This window comes from Actinomycetospora sp. NBRC 106375, assembly GCF_030269665.1.
GTDB lineage: Bacteria > Actinomycetota > Actinomycetes > Mycobacteriales > Pseudonocardiaceae > Actinomycetospora.
The window spans coordinates 1-15,359 of sequence record NZ_BSTS01000004.1 but is presented as its reverse complement, the minus strand read 5'-3'; the positions used below and the strand labels follow the sequence as shown (position 1 = coordinate 15,359).

The window sequence follows — 15,359 nt, the reverse complement described above, 5'->3', positions numbered from 1 at the left end:
CCGGAGCTCGACCATCGACACAGCCGGAGCCCTTCGTCGCGCTCATGCGCCGCTACGTCGTCGACTACACGAACTCCCACGACCTCGCCGTCTGCGACGAGATCATGGAACCCGACTACGTCCTGGTCATGGGCCCGCACGAGGTCGCCGGCCGCGACGAGGCCTACAAGCCCGCGACGCGCCGCCAGCTCGACCAGTTCCCGGGCCTCGGGCTCACCGTCCACGACGTCGTGACCAACGGCGAGCGCCTCGCCCTCCTCTTCTCCGAGCACGGCGCCTCGGTGCGTCACGACGGTGCCCTGGCCGCCTGGCGCGGCCTCGGGCTCTACGCGTGGAACGGCAGCCGGCTGACCGCCAACCGCGTCGAGCAGGATTACCTCGCCCGCCGCCGCCAGCTCGCCGACGGCGTCCCCGACGCGGTGCCGCCGCCCGCGCTCGCGCCGTGGGACACCGTGGCGCGGGAGCCCGACAGCGGGGTCGAGGCGGTCGCGGCCGCCTGGGCCGCCCAGGGCGCCCCGGCCGTGAACGACGTGGTCATGGACGACGGGCGCGTGCCCGGCGACCTCGTCGACGCCGACGAGGTCGTGGTCGACGACCTGTTCACCGCCGGCGACCGGGCCGCGCTCCACGTGACCGTGCGCGGCCGGTTCCGCGGGGGGCTCGGTCCCGGCACCGACGACCACGTCGGCGCACCCGCGACGCTGCACGCCGCCGCGCTGGTCACCGTCACCGGCGGCCGCGTCGTGAGCGGGCAGGTCGTCCGCGACCGCCTCGGCCTCGCGAAGGCCCTGACGTCGGCCGGGGCACGGGCATGAGCGGCGACCACCACCCGCGGGTGGGCCTCTACCTCGACCTGCGCCTCCCGCCGGGCTCCCGCGGCGCCGACGTCTACGCGCGCACCCTCGACCGCGTCGCCGCGGCGGAGGACCGCGGGCTCGAGGCCGCGTGGGTCACCGAGCACCACGGGTTCGCCGACGGCTACCTGCCAGCCCCGCTGACCGCCGCCGCCGCGATCGCCGCCCGCACCCGCACGCTGCGGGTCGGCACGGCGGTCGTGATCGGGCCGATGCTGCCCGCCGAGACGCTCGCGGAGCAGGCCGCCGTGGTCGACCTCGTCTCCGGCGGGCGCCTCGAGCTCGGGGTCGGCGCGGGCTGGCGGGCCGAGGAGCTCGCCCGGGCCGGCGTCGAGCACCGGGAGCGCTACACGATCCTGGAGCACCAGCTGCGCCGCCTGCCCGCGCTGTGGGCCGACGGCACCGTCACCCCGGCGCCGGTCCAGGACCCGCTGCCGACGTGGGTCGGTGCCCGCGGACCCCGCGGGGCGCGGCTCGCCGGGCGCGCCGGGGCCGGGCTGCTCTGGCTCGACCCCGCGCTGCTCGCCCCGTACGCCGAGGGCCTCGCCGCCGGCGGGTGGCCGGCCGCGCGGGGTCGCCTCGGCGGGCTCGTCAACGTGCTGCTCGCCGACGACCCGGACGCGGCGAAGGCCGAGGTGCGCACCGCGGCCCGCCGCAACCGGGAGTCCTACCGGGGCAACGACGAGCAGGCCAGGACCCCGGGCGACACCACGTTCCCGAAGCTCCGGGTGCAGACCGGTGAGGACGCGGTGGCCGCGGTCCGGGCCCAGCTCGACGAGCTGCGCGGCTTCCCCGTCACCGACGTCTTCTGCTTCGCCGATCTCGGCGGGCTGCCCGACGACGTCGTCGAGCGCCACCTCGAGCTCGTCACCGACGTCCTGCGGCCCGGCCTCGCCGGATCGACCCCCCAGCCCGTCCCCGCCCGAGGTGTGTCGTGACCGACGAGCTCCCCGACGACCTGCTGGCCCCCGCGGCGATCGCGGACCCCGACGCGGCCGCGGCGGTGCTGCGCACCCACGACCCCGTGCACTGGAGCCCGCGACACCGCGCCTGGCTCGTGACGCGCTACGACGACGTGGTCGCCGCGTTCCGCAACCCGGCGCTCTCGTCGGACCGGGTGCGGCCGGTGATGGAGAAGGGCCCGTCCGACGACCCGTCGCAGCGCATCCTCGGGCTGATCAGCGACTGGATGGTGGTCACCGACCCGCCCGCACACACCCGGCTGCGGCGCCTGTCCGGGGCGGCGTTCAAGCAGCAGCAGATCGCGGCGATGGAGGAGCGCATCCAGGCGCTGGTCGACGAGCTGGTCGACGCGTTCCTCGCCGAGCGGGGCACCGACCTGGTCGCCGGCGTCGCCTACCCGCTGCCCGCGATCGTCATCGCCGAGATGCTCGGTGCGCCGCCCGCCGACCGCGACCGGTTCCGGGAGTGGTCCGACGAGCTCGCGCTCGTGGCCTTCGGCGCCGGCGGCGACGCCCGGCCCGACCGCCACGCCCGGGCGCTGCGGGGGCTCGAGGAGATGGCGGCATACTTCCGCGAGCTGGTCGGCCGGCGCCGCCGTGACCCCGGGGGCGACATGCTCTCGGCGATGATCGCCGGCGGCTCCGAGGGCTCGCAGGGAGACGCCCTGTCCGACGACGAGCTCGTCGGCATGTGCGCGCTGCTGCTGTTCGCCGGGCACGAGACGACGACGAACGCGATCGCCAACGCGATCCGCCTGCTCACGGCCGACCCCGGGCTGCGCGACCGCCTCCGCGACGACCCGGCGCTGGTCAACCCCGCCGTGGAGGAGTCCCTGCGGCTGGTGGGGCCGATCAAGGTGCTGGTGCGCTGGGTCGTCGCCGACCACGAGCTGCGCGGACGCACGATCCGCGAGGGCGAGCGCGTCTACCTGCTGCTGCCCGGCGCCAACCGGGACCCGGAGCGCTTCCCGCACCCGGACACCGTCGACCTCGCCCGCGAACGGGCCACGCACGTCGCGTTCGGGCGGGGGATCCACGCCTGCATCGGGGCGCAGCTCGCGCGGATCGAGACCCGGATCGCCGTCGGGACGCTGCTGCGGCGGCTGCCGGGGCTGCGGGTGGCGGGGGACCCGGAGTACCTCCCGACGATCGCCTCGCGGGCCCAGACGTCGCTGCCGGTGGTGCACGACGGGCACGCGGTGGGGAGCCGGTCGTGAGGCCCCGGGTCACCACCCTGTTCGAGCTCGTCGACGAGTCCGCCTCCGCCGACCCCGACGCGGAGGCGCTGGTCTTCGCCGACGGCGAGCGGCTCACGGTCGGCGGGCTGGTCGACCGCTCCGTCCGCCACGCCGCCGCCCTGCTCGCGCTCGGCGTCGCGCCGGGCGATCGCGTCGCGCTGCTCCTGCCCGCCTCGGCCGACCTCGTCGCGCTGCTGCTCGCCGTGACGCGGGTGGGGGCGGTCGCGGTGCCCGTCAACGCCCGCTACCGGCCCGACGAGGTGCGCCACGTCGTCGTGCACTCCGGGGCCGCGGTCGTGGTCACGGCGCCGCCGAGCACCCCGGGCGCCCCCGACCTCGCCGAGCTGGCCCGACAGGCCGTGGACGCCGGCCCGACGCCGGAGCTGCGCGCGCTGGTGACGCTCGACGAGCTGCGCGGCGGGGACCCGGCCGCCGTCGCCGATGTGCAGGCCGGCACCCGCGTCCGCGACGCCGCCGTGCTCGTCTACACGTCCGGCACCACCGCCGCGCCGAAGGGCGCGCTGCTCTCCCACGAGGCGCTCGTCCGGCTCGCGGCCGGGATCGCGGAGCGGATGGCGCTGACGTCCGTCGACCGGATCTGGACCGCCATCCCGCTGTTCCACGGCGGCGGCATCACGTTCGCGCTCAGTGCGCTCACCGCCCGCGCCACGTTCGTCCACCCCGGCTTCTTCGACCCCGCGACGACGCCGGCGCTGCTCGAGTCCGAGCGGATCACGGTGGCGCTCGCGGCGTTCGAGACGATCTGGATGCCGGTGCTCGACCGCCCCGACCGGCCGGACCGGGACTGGTCGGCGATCCGGCTGGTCATGGCGGTCGGCGTCCCCGAGCGGCTGCGCGCGATGGCCGACCGGGTGCCGCAGGCCGTGCACGTCTCGTGCGTGGCGATGACGGAGTCGTCGGCGTTCCTCGCGCTCGGTCGTCTCGACGACCCGCTCGAGGCCCGGCTGACCACCGGCGGGCACCCGATGCCGGGGATGAGCGTGCGGGTGGTCGACCCGGAGACCGGCGCCGACCTGCCGCCCGACGTCCCCGGCGAGCTCCTCTTCCGCGGCCCCACGGCGTTCGACGGCTACTTCCGCGACCCCGAGGCCACGGCGGCGACCATCGACGCGCACGGCTGGGTGCACACCGGCGACGTCGTCACCGTCGACGCCGACCGGCGGGTCACGTTCCGCACGAGGCTCAAGGACATGCTCAAGGTCGGCGGGGAGAACGTCTCCGCCGCCGAGATCGAGAACCACCTCCTGACGCACCCCGCGGTCGGCGTGGTCGCGGTGGTCGCCGCGCCCGACGCCCGGTACGTCGAGGTGCCGGCGGCCTTCGTGCAGCTCGCGCCGGGGGCGAGCGTCACCGCCGAGGAGCTGATCGCCCACTGCGTCGGGCGGATCGCGAGCTTCCGCGTGCCGCGCTACGTGCGGTTCGTCGAGCAGTGGCCCATGTCCGGGACGAAGATCCGCAAGGTGGAGCTGCGGGCGCGGATCGCCGAGGAGCTCGCGGCGGCCGGCGTCACCGAGGCGCCCCGGGTGGGCGCGTGACGGCGCCCGCCCCCGACGAGCTCGCGGGTCGGCGCCTGCCCGGCGGCACGTCCCGTGTCGAGGGCTACGAGAGCCTGCTGATGCACGACGCGGTACGTTCGCCCCGCGCGCCGGCACCGCACCCGATCTGGGCGTTCCTCGCGCCGCAGCGGGGGATGGGCCCGTCGCTGGGGGAGCTGTTCGCGAGCTTCGGCTGCCCGCTCGAGGCCGGGCCGCTGCTGGGGCGGTTCGGTGCGCGGTTCGCGGGTCCCCTGGTGCTCGACGCCGAGCACGAGGTGCACGGCGGGATCACGACGGTCCGGCGTCGCCACGGCCGCGTGCTGGGGACGTTCGACGACGTCGAGATGGTGCTCGACCTGCAGCGTGACGGCGTGCCGGTGCTCACGGCCACCTATGGCTTCCTCCTGCCCCGGCGGGGGGTCGCGGCGCCGTCGGAGCCGTCGGCCCCGTCCGTGGGCACGCCCCGGGAGCACCTCCCCCACCTTCCGCACCGGGGCCCGTCGCTCACCGTCCGCGCCGACGAGATGAAGCTGATGGCCCTGCTGCTGCGCGACCCGAACCCGATCCACCTCGACCCCGACGCCGCGGCCGCGGTCGGGTACGGCCGCGCGTGCGTCAACCAGGGGCCCGCCAACCTCGCGTACGCGCTGACCTTCCTCACCGCGCGGCGCCCGGACGCGACGCTCACGGCGTTCGAGGCGCGGTTCCGGGCCACCGTCGTGGCCGGCGACGTCGTCACGCCCGCGGCCGGCGACGACGGCACCTTCGCGCTCCGGCACGCCGACGGGCGGGACGCCGTGACCGGCCGCGCCGAGTGGGGTCCGCCGGGTCCGTGGAGATCATTGTGATCACGGCCACGTCGTCGTTAAACTACCGGTCGTTTGGTAGCCGACGTGACGAGGCGGGTCCATGGCTCTCGACGAGGCGAGCACGGCGCTGCTGACCCAGCTCGGGGAGAGCGGGCTGCCGCCGATCAGCGACATGACCCCGGAGCAGGCGCGGGGCCTGGGCCCGGCGCTGGCCGAGATGTACGGGCCCGGCCCCGACGTCGAGCTCGTCGCGGAGCCCCCGGACGCCCCCGTGCCGGTCCGGGTGATCGTGCCCGCGGGCACCCCGCGCGGCGTCGTCGTCTACTACCACGGCGGCGGGTGGGTGATCGGGGCGCTCGACGAGTTCGAGAACCTCGGCCGGACGCTCGCCGTGCGCACCGGGTGCGTCGTGGTGCTCGTCGACTACCGGCTCGCCCCCGAGCACCGCTACCCGACGGCCGTCGAGGACGCGTGGACGGCGCTGCGCTGGGTGGACGAGCAGGTGGAGACGCTCGCCGGCGCCCGCGTCCCGATCGTCGTCGCGGGCGACTCGGCGGGCGGCAACCTCGCCGCGATCGTGGCCCGCCGCGCGCGGGACGCGGGGGGTCCGGCGCTGGCCGCCCAGGTGCTCGTCTACCCCGTCACCGACGCGAACGTCGACCGCCCGTCGTACGTCGACCCGGACAACCAGCTGATCGTCAGCCGCGCCGCCATGATCTGGTTCTGGGGCCACTACGCCCCGGACCCTTCGCTGCGGGGGCAGCCCGACGCGTCACCCCTGCGTGCCGACGACCTCGGCGGCCTGCCGCCCGCCGCGGTGCTGCTCGCCGAGCACGACCCGCTGCGCGACGAGGGTCAGGCCTACGCCGACCGCCTCGCCGAGGCGGGCACCGGCGTCTCGACGCTGCTCGTGCCCGGGCAGATGCACGGCTTCTTCACGCTCCTCATGCTGCCCGGCGCCGCCGTGGGGATGGACTTCGTCGTCGACGAGATCGCGAAGGCGCTCGCGTCGCGCTGACCGGCCCGAGATCACCCCGGAGGTGACCACGATGACCGACACCCTCGCCCAGCCCGCCGGCACCGCGTCCGGCAGCGCGTCCGACACCCGGCGCGTCGACGCCCTCGTCGTCGGCGCGGGTCTGTCCGGGCTCTACATGCTCCACCGGTTCCGCGAGCTCGGTCTGACGACCGTCGTGCTCGAGGCCGGCGGCGACATCGGCGGCACCTGGTACTGGAACCGCTACCCCGGCGCCCGGTGCGACGTCGAGAGCATGGAGTACTCGTACTCGTTCTCCCCGGAGCTCGAGCAGGAGTGGGACTGGACCGAGAAGTACCCGACGCAGCCGGAGATCCTGCGCTACGTCCACCACGTCGCCGACCGGTTCGGCCTGCACGACGGCGTCCGCCTCGGCACCCGCGTGGCCTCCGCGCACTTCGGCGACGAGGACGGCCGCTGGACGGTGACGACGGAGGCGGGCGAGCGCTGGGACACCGAGCAGCTCGTCATGGCCACGGGCTGCCTGTCGACGTCGAAGCTGCCCGAGATCCCCGGCGTCGGGACGTTCGCCGGGCGGACCTTCCACACCGCGCACTGGCCGCACGACCCCGTCGACTTCACCGGCCGACGGGTCGCCGTGATCGGCACCGGGTCGTCGGGCATCCAGGCCATCCCGCTCATCGCCGAGCAGGCGGGCGACCTGACCGTGTTCCAGCGCACCGCGAACTTCAGCATGCCGGCCAACAACGCGCCGCTGTCCGACGAGGCGCAGACGGAGCGCAAGAAGACCTACCGCGAGCACCGGGAGGCCGCCCGCACCTCGGGATTCGGCGTCCCCGTGCCGGAGGCGACGCAGTCCGCGCTCGAGGTCGACCCGGACGAGCGGCACGCGAAGTACGAGTCGGTGTGGGGCCGCAACCTGGTGGGGCTGCTGGCCTCCTACACCGACAGCATCGTCGACGCCGACGCCAACGAGACCGCGGCGGAGTTCGTCCGCGAGAAGATCCGCGAGGTCGTGCACGACCCGGAGACCGCCGAGACGCTCTCGCCGCGCGACCACCCGTTCGGCACCAAGCGCCCCTGCCTCGACAGCGGGTACTACGCGACCTTCAACCGGCCGAACGTCCACCTCGTCGATCTGAAGAAAACGCCGCTGACGGAGGTCACCGAGCACGGCGTGCGCACGAGCGAGCGGGAGTACGAGGTCGACGACCTCGTGTTCGCCACCGGCTTCGACGCCATGACCGGCTCGCTGCTGGCGATGGACGTCCGGGGCCGCGGCGGCCGGCCGCTCGCCGACAAGTGGGCCGACGGGCCCGTGTCGCACCTCGGTCTCCAGGTCGCCGGGTTCCCGAACCTCTACATGATCACCGGTCCGGGCAGCCCGTCGGTGCTGTCGAACATGATGGTGTCGATCGAGCAGCACGTGGACTTCGTCGCCGACGCCGTGGCGTTCGCGCACGCGCGGGGCGACACCGTCGTCGAGTCCACCGAGGACGCCGAACGGGGCTGGACCGACCACGTCCGCGAGGTCGGCGAGTACACCCTCTACCCGCGCGCGGACTCCTGGTACATGGGCGCGAACGTGCCCGGCAAGCCGCGGGTGTTCATGGCCTACATCGGCGGCGTCGGGAACTACCGGGCGCACTGCGACCAGCTGGCCGCCGACGGCTACCCGGGCTTCGCGTTCTCCTCGACCTGACGGCGCATGTGAGCGGAATTCCCGGTCATAGCCGGGAATTCCGCTCACATAGCTCAGAAGCCGGCGGGGTCGTAGGAGGTGGTCTCGTAGGTGCCGTCGGCGTTCGTGTCGACCGCCGCGGTGTCGAAGTCACCGTCGTTGTCGGTGTCGACGAGCACGGTCTCGCCGTAGCCGTCGGCGTTCGTGTCGACCACGGCGGACTCGAAGGAGCCGTTGTGGTCGGTGTCGGCGATGACGGTGTCCACGTACCCGTTGTGGTCCTCGTCGGTCGACACCGAGTCGATGTTCCCGGCGGCGTCGGTGTGGTAGGTCCCGACCACCTGACCGGACGCGTCGTAGACGGAGCCGTTGGCGAAGGAGTAGCTGTCGCCGGCGGTGCTGCTCATGATCGGTGCTCGCTCTCGGTGAGTGCCAGGGATGGCTCGGTGCCCGGTGCGGTGGGCGTTCGGCTCTCTGACGACCCGGCGAGGCGGGGATGTTCCTGCTCGACGGACGATTTCTCCGCGAGGCGTCGATCGCGCTCCGTGACGCTCAGCGGGACGCCAGCAGCGGCCCGGTCCGGTCGGCGGGCGCCCGGGGCTCGGGAGCGCCCGCGTCGGCCGGGGGCTCGAGATCCGCGAGCAGCCGCCGGGCGGCCCGGACGGCGGCGTCGGGCACCTCGTCCCCCTCGCGGGCCAGCGACCGGAAGAGCTCGGCGAGCGCGGCCGCCGCCGAGCCCGAGAGCGTCACGCCGCCGTCGCACCGCGAGCACGGGGCCAGCGCGTGCGAGACCTCCCGGCAGATGTCGGCCCGGGTGCCCTCAGCGCCCGCGGACACGGACCGACTCCGGGACGTCGCCGGCGAGCGTGCCGGCCGGGGTGTCGCGCCAGACGAGCGGGAACGAGGCCCGCCCCGACCTCGTGTCGCCGGCCACGCGGGGACGCGGCGGCTCGACGGTGCGTGGCCGACGCCGGGCGTCGGCCTGCCAGTGCAGGTGCCACATGGGCGGGGACCTCCTCGTCCACCACCGGGGCCGTGCTCGCGGGCCAGGAAAGCCACGCCGACGATCACGGAGAGTCGGCCGTGCCTCGCGGACTGAACACGGCACCGGCGATGGTGGTCCAGGTCACGAGATCATCGCCATCGGTGGGCGGTCTGGACCGAAACAGCACCGGATCGGCGCACGCCGGATCACCCGGTCAGCCGGTCGTCCCCACGACCGCCACGAGGAACCCGTCCCACCCCTTCCGCCCCACCGTCTGGAGCGCCGTGGCGAGCTCCAGGCGCGGGTCGGCGTCGACGAGGTCGACGACCTCGCGCACTCCCCGCACCACCGCCGAGTCGTCCTCGGGGTCGGCGACCCGCCCGTCCCGCACGACGTTGTCCACGACGATCACGGTGCCCGGGCGCGCGAGGGGGAGCGCGGCGCGGACGTACGCGGCGTTGTTCTGCTTGTCGGCGTCGACGAAGACCAGGTCGAGCGGCCCGCTCACCGTCGGCAGGCTGTCCAGCGCCGGCCCGAGGAGGATCTCGACCCGGTCGCCGACCCCGGCCACGTCGACGCAGGTCCGCGCCACCTCGGCGTGGTGCGGGTCGACCTCCAGGGTCGTGACGAGGCCCTCGGGGCCGACGGCCCGGGCGAGCCAGATCGTGGAGTAGCCGCCGAGCGTGCCGACCTCCAGGACGCGCCGGGCCCCGGCCAGACGGGCGAGCGTCGCGAGCAGCGCGCCGTGGGACGGCGGCACCGCGATGTCCGGCAGTCCCTCGGCCTGCGCGCGCTCGCGCGCGGCACGCAGGGCGTCGTCCTCGAGGTGGAGGTGCTCGCAGAACCAGTCGTCGACGTCGGCCGCGGTCGTCATGCCCCGACGGTAGGCCGATCCCGCAGACCCAGGATCCGCTCGAGGACGCGGTGGCGCAGCACGAGGCTCAACGTCACGAACCAGACCACCAGGCCGATCGCCGGGAACTCCACCACCGGCGGGTCCGGCGCCGTCAGCCCGAAGTACTCCCGCGTCGCCGGCACGATGAGGACGATCACGAACGCGACGAACAGGCCCAGGGCCAGCCAGGTCGGGCGCCGGTCGCTGCTGACCGGCCGCCACGCGGTGAAGATCCGGTGCGGTGGCTCCAGGAGCAGGATCAGGACCATCGCGATGACGGAGACGAACACCGACATGGCCGACTGGGCGCCGAGCGTGGCCGACGCCTCGGCGAAGTCGGCGTCGACCCCGTACGTCAGGCCGGTGTACTGCTCGAACAGGGCGATCGCGCGGGGCTCCGGGGTCTCCGTGAAGCCGGAGAGGATCCGCGTGTACAGGAAGGCGTAGATCGCGGTGGCGAAGCCCGCGGTGAGGACGCCGACCGGGATGACGAAGCGGGCCAGCGACACGAGCAGGTCCTCGGCCGGGGGTTCCGGGCGCGCCCACATCGTCAGGAAGAACGTCGGCAGCCCGACCGTGAAGAGGGTCAGCCCGACCTGGGTGGGGGTGTAGGGGAAGCCGAGCCCGAGCAGGGTCACGGTCAGGATGACCAGCATCTGCGTCGCGACCCGGGACAGGAACAGGAACATCGAGGAGCTGACGCCGGCGATGATGCGGCGGCCCTCGGTGCGGGCCGGCGGCAGGGTGGTGAAGGAGTCGTCGAGCAGCACGATGTCGGCGACGTCGCGGGTGACCGCGCTGCCCGAGCGCATCGCCACCCCGACCTGCGCCTGCTTCAGCGCGCGGGCGTCGTTGACGCCGTCGCCGACCATGGCGACCTGGCGGCCGCGGCGGCGCAGCGAGGCGACGATCTGTTCCTTCTGCTCGGGGGCGATGCGGCCGAACACGCCGTAGGTGTCGACGGCCTCGTCGAGGTCCGCGCCATCGAGGGCGGCGAGGCGGGGGCCCGGGACGGCGGGGGCGTCGAGCCCGGCGCGGCGGGCGAGGGCGGCGACGGTGTCGGGGTCGTCGCCGGAGATGATCTTCACGGCGACGCCCTCGTCGGTCAGCCCGGTCAGGACCTCGGTGACGCCCTCGCGCAGCTCGTCGGCCAGCGCGACCAGGGCCACCGCGTGCAGGGGGCGGGGTAGGCGGGGCCGGTCCCCGTCGCCGCCGTGGTCCCGCAGCGGGCCCTCCGCCCGGGCCAGGACCAGCACGCGCAGGCCCTGGTCGGTGCGGGCCCGGACGGCGTCCTCGCTGACCACGCCCGGGTCGGCGAGCGCGGCCCGCAGGGTGGACGGGGCGCCGAGGACCAGCGAGGTGCCGTCGGCCAGCGTGATCCCCGACCAGCGCAGCGCGGAGCGGAACTCGACCTCGTCGACGGTCCCGGCGCGCTCGCCGGGCAGCGAGGTGTCCGCGGCCAGCGCCGTCGTGGTGGCGTTGGTGCTGCTCACCGAGCGGGCGAAGGTGCCCAGCAGGGCCCGGGCACCGGCCTCGTCCTCGGCGACGACCTCGGTGAGGCTCAGCCGGCCGGTGGTCAGGGTGCCGGTCTTGTCGGTGCACACGACGTCGACGCGGCTGATGGCCTCGACGGCGTTGGTCTGCTGGACCAGTGCCCCGCGCCCGGCGATGCGGGCGGCGCCGACGGGGTAGGCCACCGCGATGAGGAAGAACAGCCCGTAGGGCACGAGGCCGGACAGGACCGCGGAGGTCTGCACGAAGCGCAGCACCGTGGACCCGTCGAGGGCGGCCTGCGCCAGGATCGCGCCGCTCATCAGCAGCACCAGCAGGATCAGCAGGCGCCACCACCAGGTCGATGCGCCACTGCAGCGGGGTTAGCGCGGTCGTGTCGGCGCGTGCCGCGAGCGTGAGCCGGCCGGCGTGGCTGTCGGCGCCGACGGCCTCGGCGCGCATCAGTGCCTCCCCGCCGGAGCACGACGAGCCCGACAGCAGCGGGTCGCCGACCTCCTTGGCGACCGGGTCGGACTCGCCGGTCAGCAGCGACTCGTCGGCCTCGACCCGCCCCTGCACGACCGGTCCGTCCACGACGATCTGGTCGCCGGTCCGCACCCGGACCAGGTCGCCGACGACGACCTCGTCCGGTGCCACCGTGCGGTCCTCGCCGTCGCGCACCACCGTCACGGGCTCGCGGGCGAGCAGCTGCAGGCGGTCGAGCTGGCGCTTGGCCCGCAGCTCCTGGACGGCCGCGAGGGCCGCGTTGACGATGCCCAGCCCGACGCTGACCAGGGCGTCGCTGTAGCGGCCGAGCACCAGCAGCGCGATGCCGATGACGAACAGCGTGTTGTTGTAGAAGGAGAAGACCGTCGTCCGCAGGATCCGCGCCGTGGTCCGGCCGGAGCCCGAGACCGGCGTGTTGGCCCGGCCCGCGCGCGCCCCTTCCTGCGCCCGCGCCTCGGTCAGGCCCTCGACGACCGTGGCCGTCATCCCGTCGCCTCCCGCCCGGTCCCTCGCACGCCGACATGATCCCGGCCGCACCTGGCCTCCGGCTGAAGGGCTCTGGTGTTCATAGTGCAGGTTGCAGTAATGTCCGCCGCACTATGACCTCACTGCGCCGCGAGGACCGGGACCTGCCGGGGCTGACCGTGCTCGCCCTGCTGCTCACCGGACCGCGGCACACCTACGAGATGCAGCGGCTCATGGTCGTGACGCACAAGGACTTCGTCACCGGGCTGCCGCGCTCGATGTACCACGCGGTGGGGAAGCTCGAGAAGGCCGCGCTCATCGAGGTCGCGGGCGTCGAGCGCGAGGAGGGGCGCCCGGAGCGCACGGTCTACGCGCTCACCGGCGCCGGGCGTGAGGCGCTGCGCGACCGCGTTCGCCGCCTGCTCGCCGTCCCCGATCCCGACGCGACGCTGCTGACCGCCGCGCTCTCCTTCGTCGGCGTGCTGCCGGTCGCCGACGCCGCCGCAGCGCTGCGGGCGCGCTCGGAGGAGCTGTCCCGCCGCGCCGACGGGAACCGCGCGGCAGCCGGCGAGGTGCCCCACCTGCCGCGCGTGCTCCTCGTCGAGACCGAGTTCGAGACCGCCCGGCTCGACGCCGAGCGCGCCTTCGTCGACGGGCTCGTCGCCGATCTGGACGCGGGCGTGCTCACCTGGCCCGCCGACATGCGCGAGCTCGTCCTGCCCGAGGGGGTGCCTCCGGTGACCTGACAGCAGGAGGCCCGGGCGGCGGCGCTGCCACGTCACCACCCGGGCCGGCCCCGACCACCCGCGAGGGCGCCCGGCGCGATACTGCACATCCGAGTCTAGGCGTCGCCCGGGGTCCTTCCATGCCGACGAGGAGACCGCCGTGTCCACCACCACCGAGATCCAGACCGTCCTGGACGCCGTCACCGCCGCCTGGGACGCCGGCGACGCCGCCGCGTTCGCCGCCCCCTCACCGACGACTGCACCTACGTCGTCTTCGACGGCACCGTCCTGCACGGCCGCGAGGCCGTCGAGAACGTGCACCGGTGGCTGTTCGACGGTCCGCTCCGGAGCTCGACCCTCACGCCGCCACCGGGCGCCCCGGAGCCGGAGATCACCCTGCGCGAGATCGCGCCGGGTGTCGTCCACGTCGTCAACGCGAGCGGCGGCATCCTGCCCGCCGGCGAGGCACAGGTGGCCGCCGACCGCGCGTCGGTCGTGTCCTACGTGCTTGTCCGCGACGGCGCCGGCTGGCGCGTGAGCGCCTTCCAGAACACGCGGAAGACGCCCCGCGGCTGACCCGGACGGTGCGCGTGGTGCCGGGGGTCGTCAGCTTGGCGTCCACGCTGACGGTCAACGTCAGGAAACCCACCACGATCACCGAGGCGCCAGGCTCGGGCTTGCCGCCGTCGCCGCTGTCGCGCACGTAAGTGATTGTCGCCAGAAGTCGCTCTTGTCGCCGGTGTCGGGTACACTCGAACACATGAGCGACGACCTGGGGGAGCGGGAACGTGCCGCGCTCGCAGCCCTGCAGGTCGCCGAACGCTCGCGGCGCCGGGACTGGTTCGCGCGGCTGGAGCAGATCGCCGAGCTCGAACGGCTCGGGGTGGTGGCCGCCACCGGTCACCGGTCGCTGGGCGGGCTGGTCGCCGAGCTGCTGCGGGTCACCCGCGCCGAGGCGACCCGGCTGGTCGCCGAGACCCACGACCTCACCGCGCGGACCTCGCTGCTCGGCCAGCCGCTGCCCCCGCGCTATCCCGCCACCGCCGCCGGCGCCGCGGCCGGGGACATCACCCCCGCCCAGGTGGGGATCATCCGGCGCACCATGCGCCGTTTGGAGCGGGTCGACACCCTCACCCCCGATGTCATCGCCGCCGCCGAGGCCTACCTCGCCGCCCACGCCGCCCGGCTCGGGCCCGGCGGGCTCGACCGCGCCGCGGCCGAACTGCTCGCCCGCCTCGACCCCGACGGCACCGCCCCCGACGACCTCGAGGACCACCGCGACGAACTCCGGCTCACCCACCGCCGCGACGGCACCCTGCTGCTACGCGGCGCGATCCACGATCCCACCGACGCCGCCCTCCTCCAGAGCGGGTTCGACGCGGGCTCGGCCCCCGCCGGCCCCCACGACGACCGCCCCCTGGAACGCCGCCAAGCCGCCGCCCTCAAAGAATTCGTCGCCGACGCCCTGAGCCCCAGCGGCCTGCTCGCCGAGCCCGACCAGCCCACCCGGGACAGCGGCGACGGCGACACGGGTGACACCGACACCGAGGACACCGACGACGCCGACGCCGAGCACGATGCCGAGCCCGAGGCCGAGTCCGATCTCGACGCGCTGATCCCCGAACCCCGCCGCCCCGAGTCGAGCGAGTCCGCCGGAACCGCCGGGTCCACCGGGTCGCCGTCAGGCCCGAAGCGGCGCCGGCCGGTGTCGGCGGCGCGGGCGCTGCTCACCCTGACCATCGACCACCAGTGGCTGCGCGACGCGATCGGGCACGGCACCCTCGACGACGACACCCCGGTCCACATCCGCACCCTGCGCCGCCTGGCCTGCGACGCCGAGATCCTCCCCGCCATCCTCGGCACCCGCTCCGAACCCTTGGATGTGGGACGGCTCCAACGCAGCGTCACCGACGCCCTACGACGGGCCCTGAACATCCGCGACCGCGGCTGCGCGTTCCCCGACTGCACCCGCGGCCCCCGCCGCTGCCACGCCCACCACATCGATCACTGGGAAGACGGCGGCCCCACCGAGATCCACAACCTGGTGCTGCTGTGTCTCTACCACCACCAACTCATCCACCACGGCCACTGGACCGTCGCCATCACCGACGGCCTGCCCTGGTTCACCCCACCCTGGTACATCGACACCGACCACCACCCCATCCCCGGCGGACCACCCCGCGTCCCCCTCTAA

At 74.7% G+C, this 15,359-nt stretch carries 15 protein-coding genes and 1 pseudogene; 10 read left to right on the top strand and 6 right to left on the bottom strand.

Features of this window, described 5'->3' with window-relative positions:
• The first annotated feature begins 44 nt into the window (after positions 1-44).
• From QSK03_RS07870 to QSK03_RS07840, 7 genes are all read left to right on the top strand, one after another.
• A complete protein-coding gene (locus QSK03_RS07870; protein WP_285650129.1) occupies positions 45-815 on the top strand; it encodes a nuclear transport factor 2 family protein in 771 nt (256 codons plus the stop codon).
• The gene (locus tag QSK03_RS07865) at positions 812-1,792 is read left to right on the top strand and encodes an LLM class flavin-dependent oxidoreductase (RefSeq protein WP_285650127.1); all 981 of its coding nucleotides are present in this window, start codon (positions 812-814) and stop codon (positions 1,790-1,792) included. Before QSK03_RS07870 ends, QSK03_RS07865 begins: the two co-directional genes overlap by 4 nt.
• Positions 1,789-3,033 carry a cytochrome P450 gene (locus QSK03_RS07860; protein ID WP_285650126.1) on the top strand — a complete coding sequence of 415 codons (1,245 nt, stop codon included), beginning with the start codon at positions 1,789-1,791 and terminating at the stop codon, positions 3,031-3,033. The genes QSK03_RS07865 and QSK03_RS07860 overlap by 4 nt, the downstream gene beginning before the upstream one ends.
• Positions 3,030-4,610, top strand: coding sequence for a class I adenylate-forming enzyme family protein (locus QSK03_RS07855; RefSeq protein ID WP_285650124.1), 1,581 nt, complete (start codon positions 3,030-3,032; stop codon positions 4,608-4,610). Before QSK03_RS07860 ends, QSK03_RS07855 begins: the two co-directional genes overlap by 4 nt.
• A complete protein-coding gene (locus QSK03_RS07850; RefSeq protein WP_285650122.1) occupies positions 4,607-5,458 on the top strand; it encodes a MaoC family dehydratase in 852 nt (283 codons plus the stop codon). The genes QSK03_RS07855 and QSK03_RS07850 overlap by 4 nt, the downstream gene beginning before the upstream one ends.
• 61 nt (positions 5,459-5,519) lie before the next feature.
• A complete protein-coding gene (locus QSK03_RS07845) occupies positions 5,520-6,437 on the top strand; it encodes an alpha/beta hydrolase (protein WP_285650120.1) in 918 nt (305 codons plus the stop codon).
• Between the two features lie 31 nt (positions 6,438-6,468).
• Positions 6,469-8,118: a flavin-containing monooxygenase gene (locus tag QSK03_RS07840; RefSeq protein ID WP_285650117.1), complete on the top strand. Its 1,650-nt coding sequence runs from the start codon at positions 6,469-6,471 to the stop codon at positions 8,116-8,118.
• Between the two features lie 53 nt (positions 8,119-8,171).
• Here QSK03_RS07840 and QSK03_RS07835 read toward each other — a convergent pair whose 3' ends face one another.
• The 6 genes and pseudogenes from QSK03_RS07835 to QSK03_RS07810 form a co-directional block, all read right to left on the bottom strand.
• The gene (locus QSK03_RS07835) at positions 8,172-8,504 is read right to left on the bottom strand and encodes a hypothetical protein (protein WP_285650114.1); all 333 of its coding nucleotides are present in this window, start codon (positions 8,502-8,504) and stop codon (positions 8,172-8,174) included.
• Between the two features lie 145 nt (positions 8,505-8,649).
• A complete protein-coding gene (locus QSK03_RS07830) occupies positions 8,650-8,934 on the bottom strand; it encodes a hypothetical protein (protein WP_285650112.1) in 285 nt (94 codons plus the stop codon).
• Positions 8,918-9,100: a hypothetical protein gene (locus QSK03_RS07825; RefSeq protein WP_285650110.1), complete on the bottom strand. Its 183-nt coding sequence runs from the start codon at positions 9,098-9,100 to the stop codon at positions 8,918-8,920. The genes QSK03_RS07830 and QSK03_RS07825 overlap by 17 nt, the downstream gene beginning before the upstream one ends.
• Before the next feature lie 196 nt (positions 9,101-9,296).
• A complete protein-coding gene (locus QSK03_RS07820; RefSeq protein WP_285650902.1) occupies positions 9,297-9,956 on the bottom strand; it encodes an O-methyltransferase in 660 nt (219 codons plus the stop codon).
• A complete protein-coding gene (locus QSK03_RS07815; RefSeq protein WP_285650107.1) occupies positions 9,953-11,791 on the bottom strand; it encodes an HAD-IC family P-type ATPase in 1,839 nt (612 codons plus the stop codon). The genes QSK03_RS07820 and QSK03_RS07815 overlap by 4 nt, the downstream gene beginning before the upstream one ends.
• Positions 11,792-11,942: 151 nt before the next feature.
• Positions 11,943-12,461: pseudogene (locus tag QSK03_RS07810) on the bottom strand (P-type ATPase actuator domain-containing protein); the annotation flags it as partial.
• A 113-nt stretch (positions 12,462-12,574) separates the two neighbouring features.
• Between QSK03_RS07810 and QSK03_RS07805 the strand changes: the two are divergent.
• From QSK03_RS07805 to QSK03_RS07795, 3 genes are all read left to right on the top strand, one after another.
• Positions 12,575-13,186 (top strand): PadR family transcriptional regulator, encoded by a 612-nt coding sequence (locus QSK03_RS07805; RefSeq protein WP_285650105.1) that lies wholly within the window; start codon positions 12,575-12,577, stop codon positions 13,184-13,186.
• A gap of 189 nt (positions 13,187-13,375) precedes the next feature.
• Positions 13,376-13,741, top strand: a complete 366-nt coding sequence (locus QSK03_RS07800) for an SgcJ/EcaC family oxidoreductase (RefSeq protein ID WP_285650901.1) — start codon at positions 13,376-13,378, stop codon at positions 13,739-13,741.
• A 184-nt stretch (positions 13,742-13,925) separates the two neighbouring features.
• On the top strand, positions 13,926-15,359 hold the full coding sequence (locus tag QSK03_RS07795; protein WP_285650103.1) for an HNH endonuclease signature motif containing protein: 1,434 nt from the start codon (positions 13,926-13,928) through the stop codon (positions 15,357-15,359).

Excerpts from the sequence above, each read along its gene's own strand:
- QSK03_RS07805 (WP_285650105.1), top strand. The coding sequence starts at position 12,575 with ATGACCTCACTGCGCCGCGAGGACCGGGACCTGCCGGGGCTGACCGTG.
- QSK03_RS07820 (WP_285650902.1), bottom strand. The coding sequence starts at position 9,956 with ATGACGACCGCGGCCGACGTCGACGACTGGTTCTGCGAGCACCTCCAC.
- QSK03_RS07845 (WP_285650120.1), top strand. The coding sequence starts at position 5,520 with ATGGCTCTCGACGAGGCGAGCACGGCGCTGCTGACCCAGCTCGGGGAG.
- QSK03_RS07835 (WP_285650114.1), bottom strand. The coding sequence starts at position 8,504 with ATGAGCAGCACCGCCGGCGACAGCTACTCCTTCGCCAACGGCTCCGTC.
- QSK03_RS07795 (WP_285650103.1), top strand. The coding sequence starts at position 13,926 with ATGAGCGACGACCTGGGGGAGCGGGAACGTGCCGCGCTCGCAGCCCTG.
- QSK03_RS07865 (WP_285650127.1), top strand. The coding sequence starts at position 812 with ATGAGCGGCGACCACCACCCGCGGGTGGGCCTCTACCTCGACCTGCGC.
- QSK03_RS07815 (WP_285650107.1), bottom strand. The coding sequence starts at position 11,791 with ATGAGCGGCGCGATCCTGGCGCAGGCCGCCCTCGACGGGTCCACGGTG.
- QSK03_RS07870 (WP_285650129.1), top strand. The coding sequence starts at position 45 with ATGCGCCGCTACGTCGTCGACTACACGAACTCCCACGACCTCGCCGTC.
- QSK03_RS07840 (WP_285650117.1), top strand. The coding sequence starts at position 6,469 with ATGACCGACACCCTCGCCCAGCCCGCCGGCACCGCGTCCGGCAGCGCG.
- QSK03_RS07825 (WP_285650110.1), bottom strand. The coding sequence starts at position 9,100 with ATGTGGCACCTGCACTGGCAGGCCGACGCCCGGCGTCGGCCACGCACC.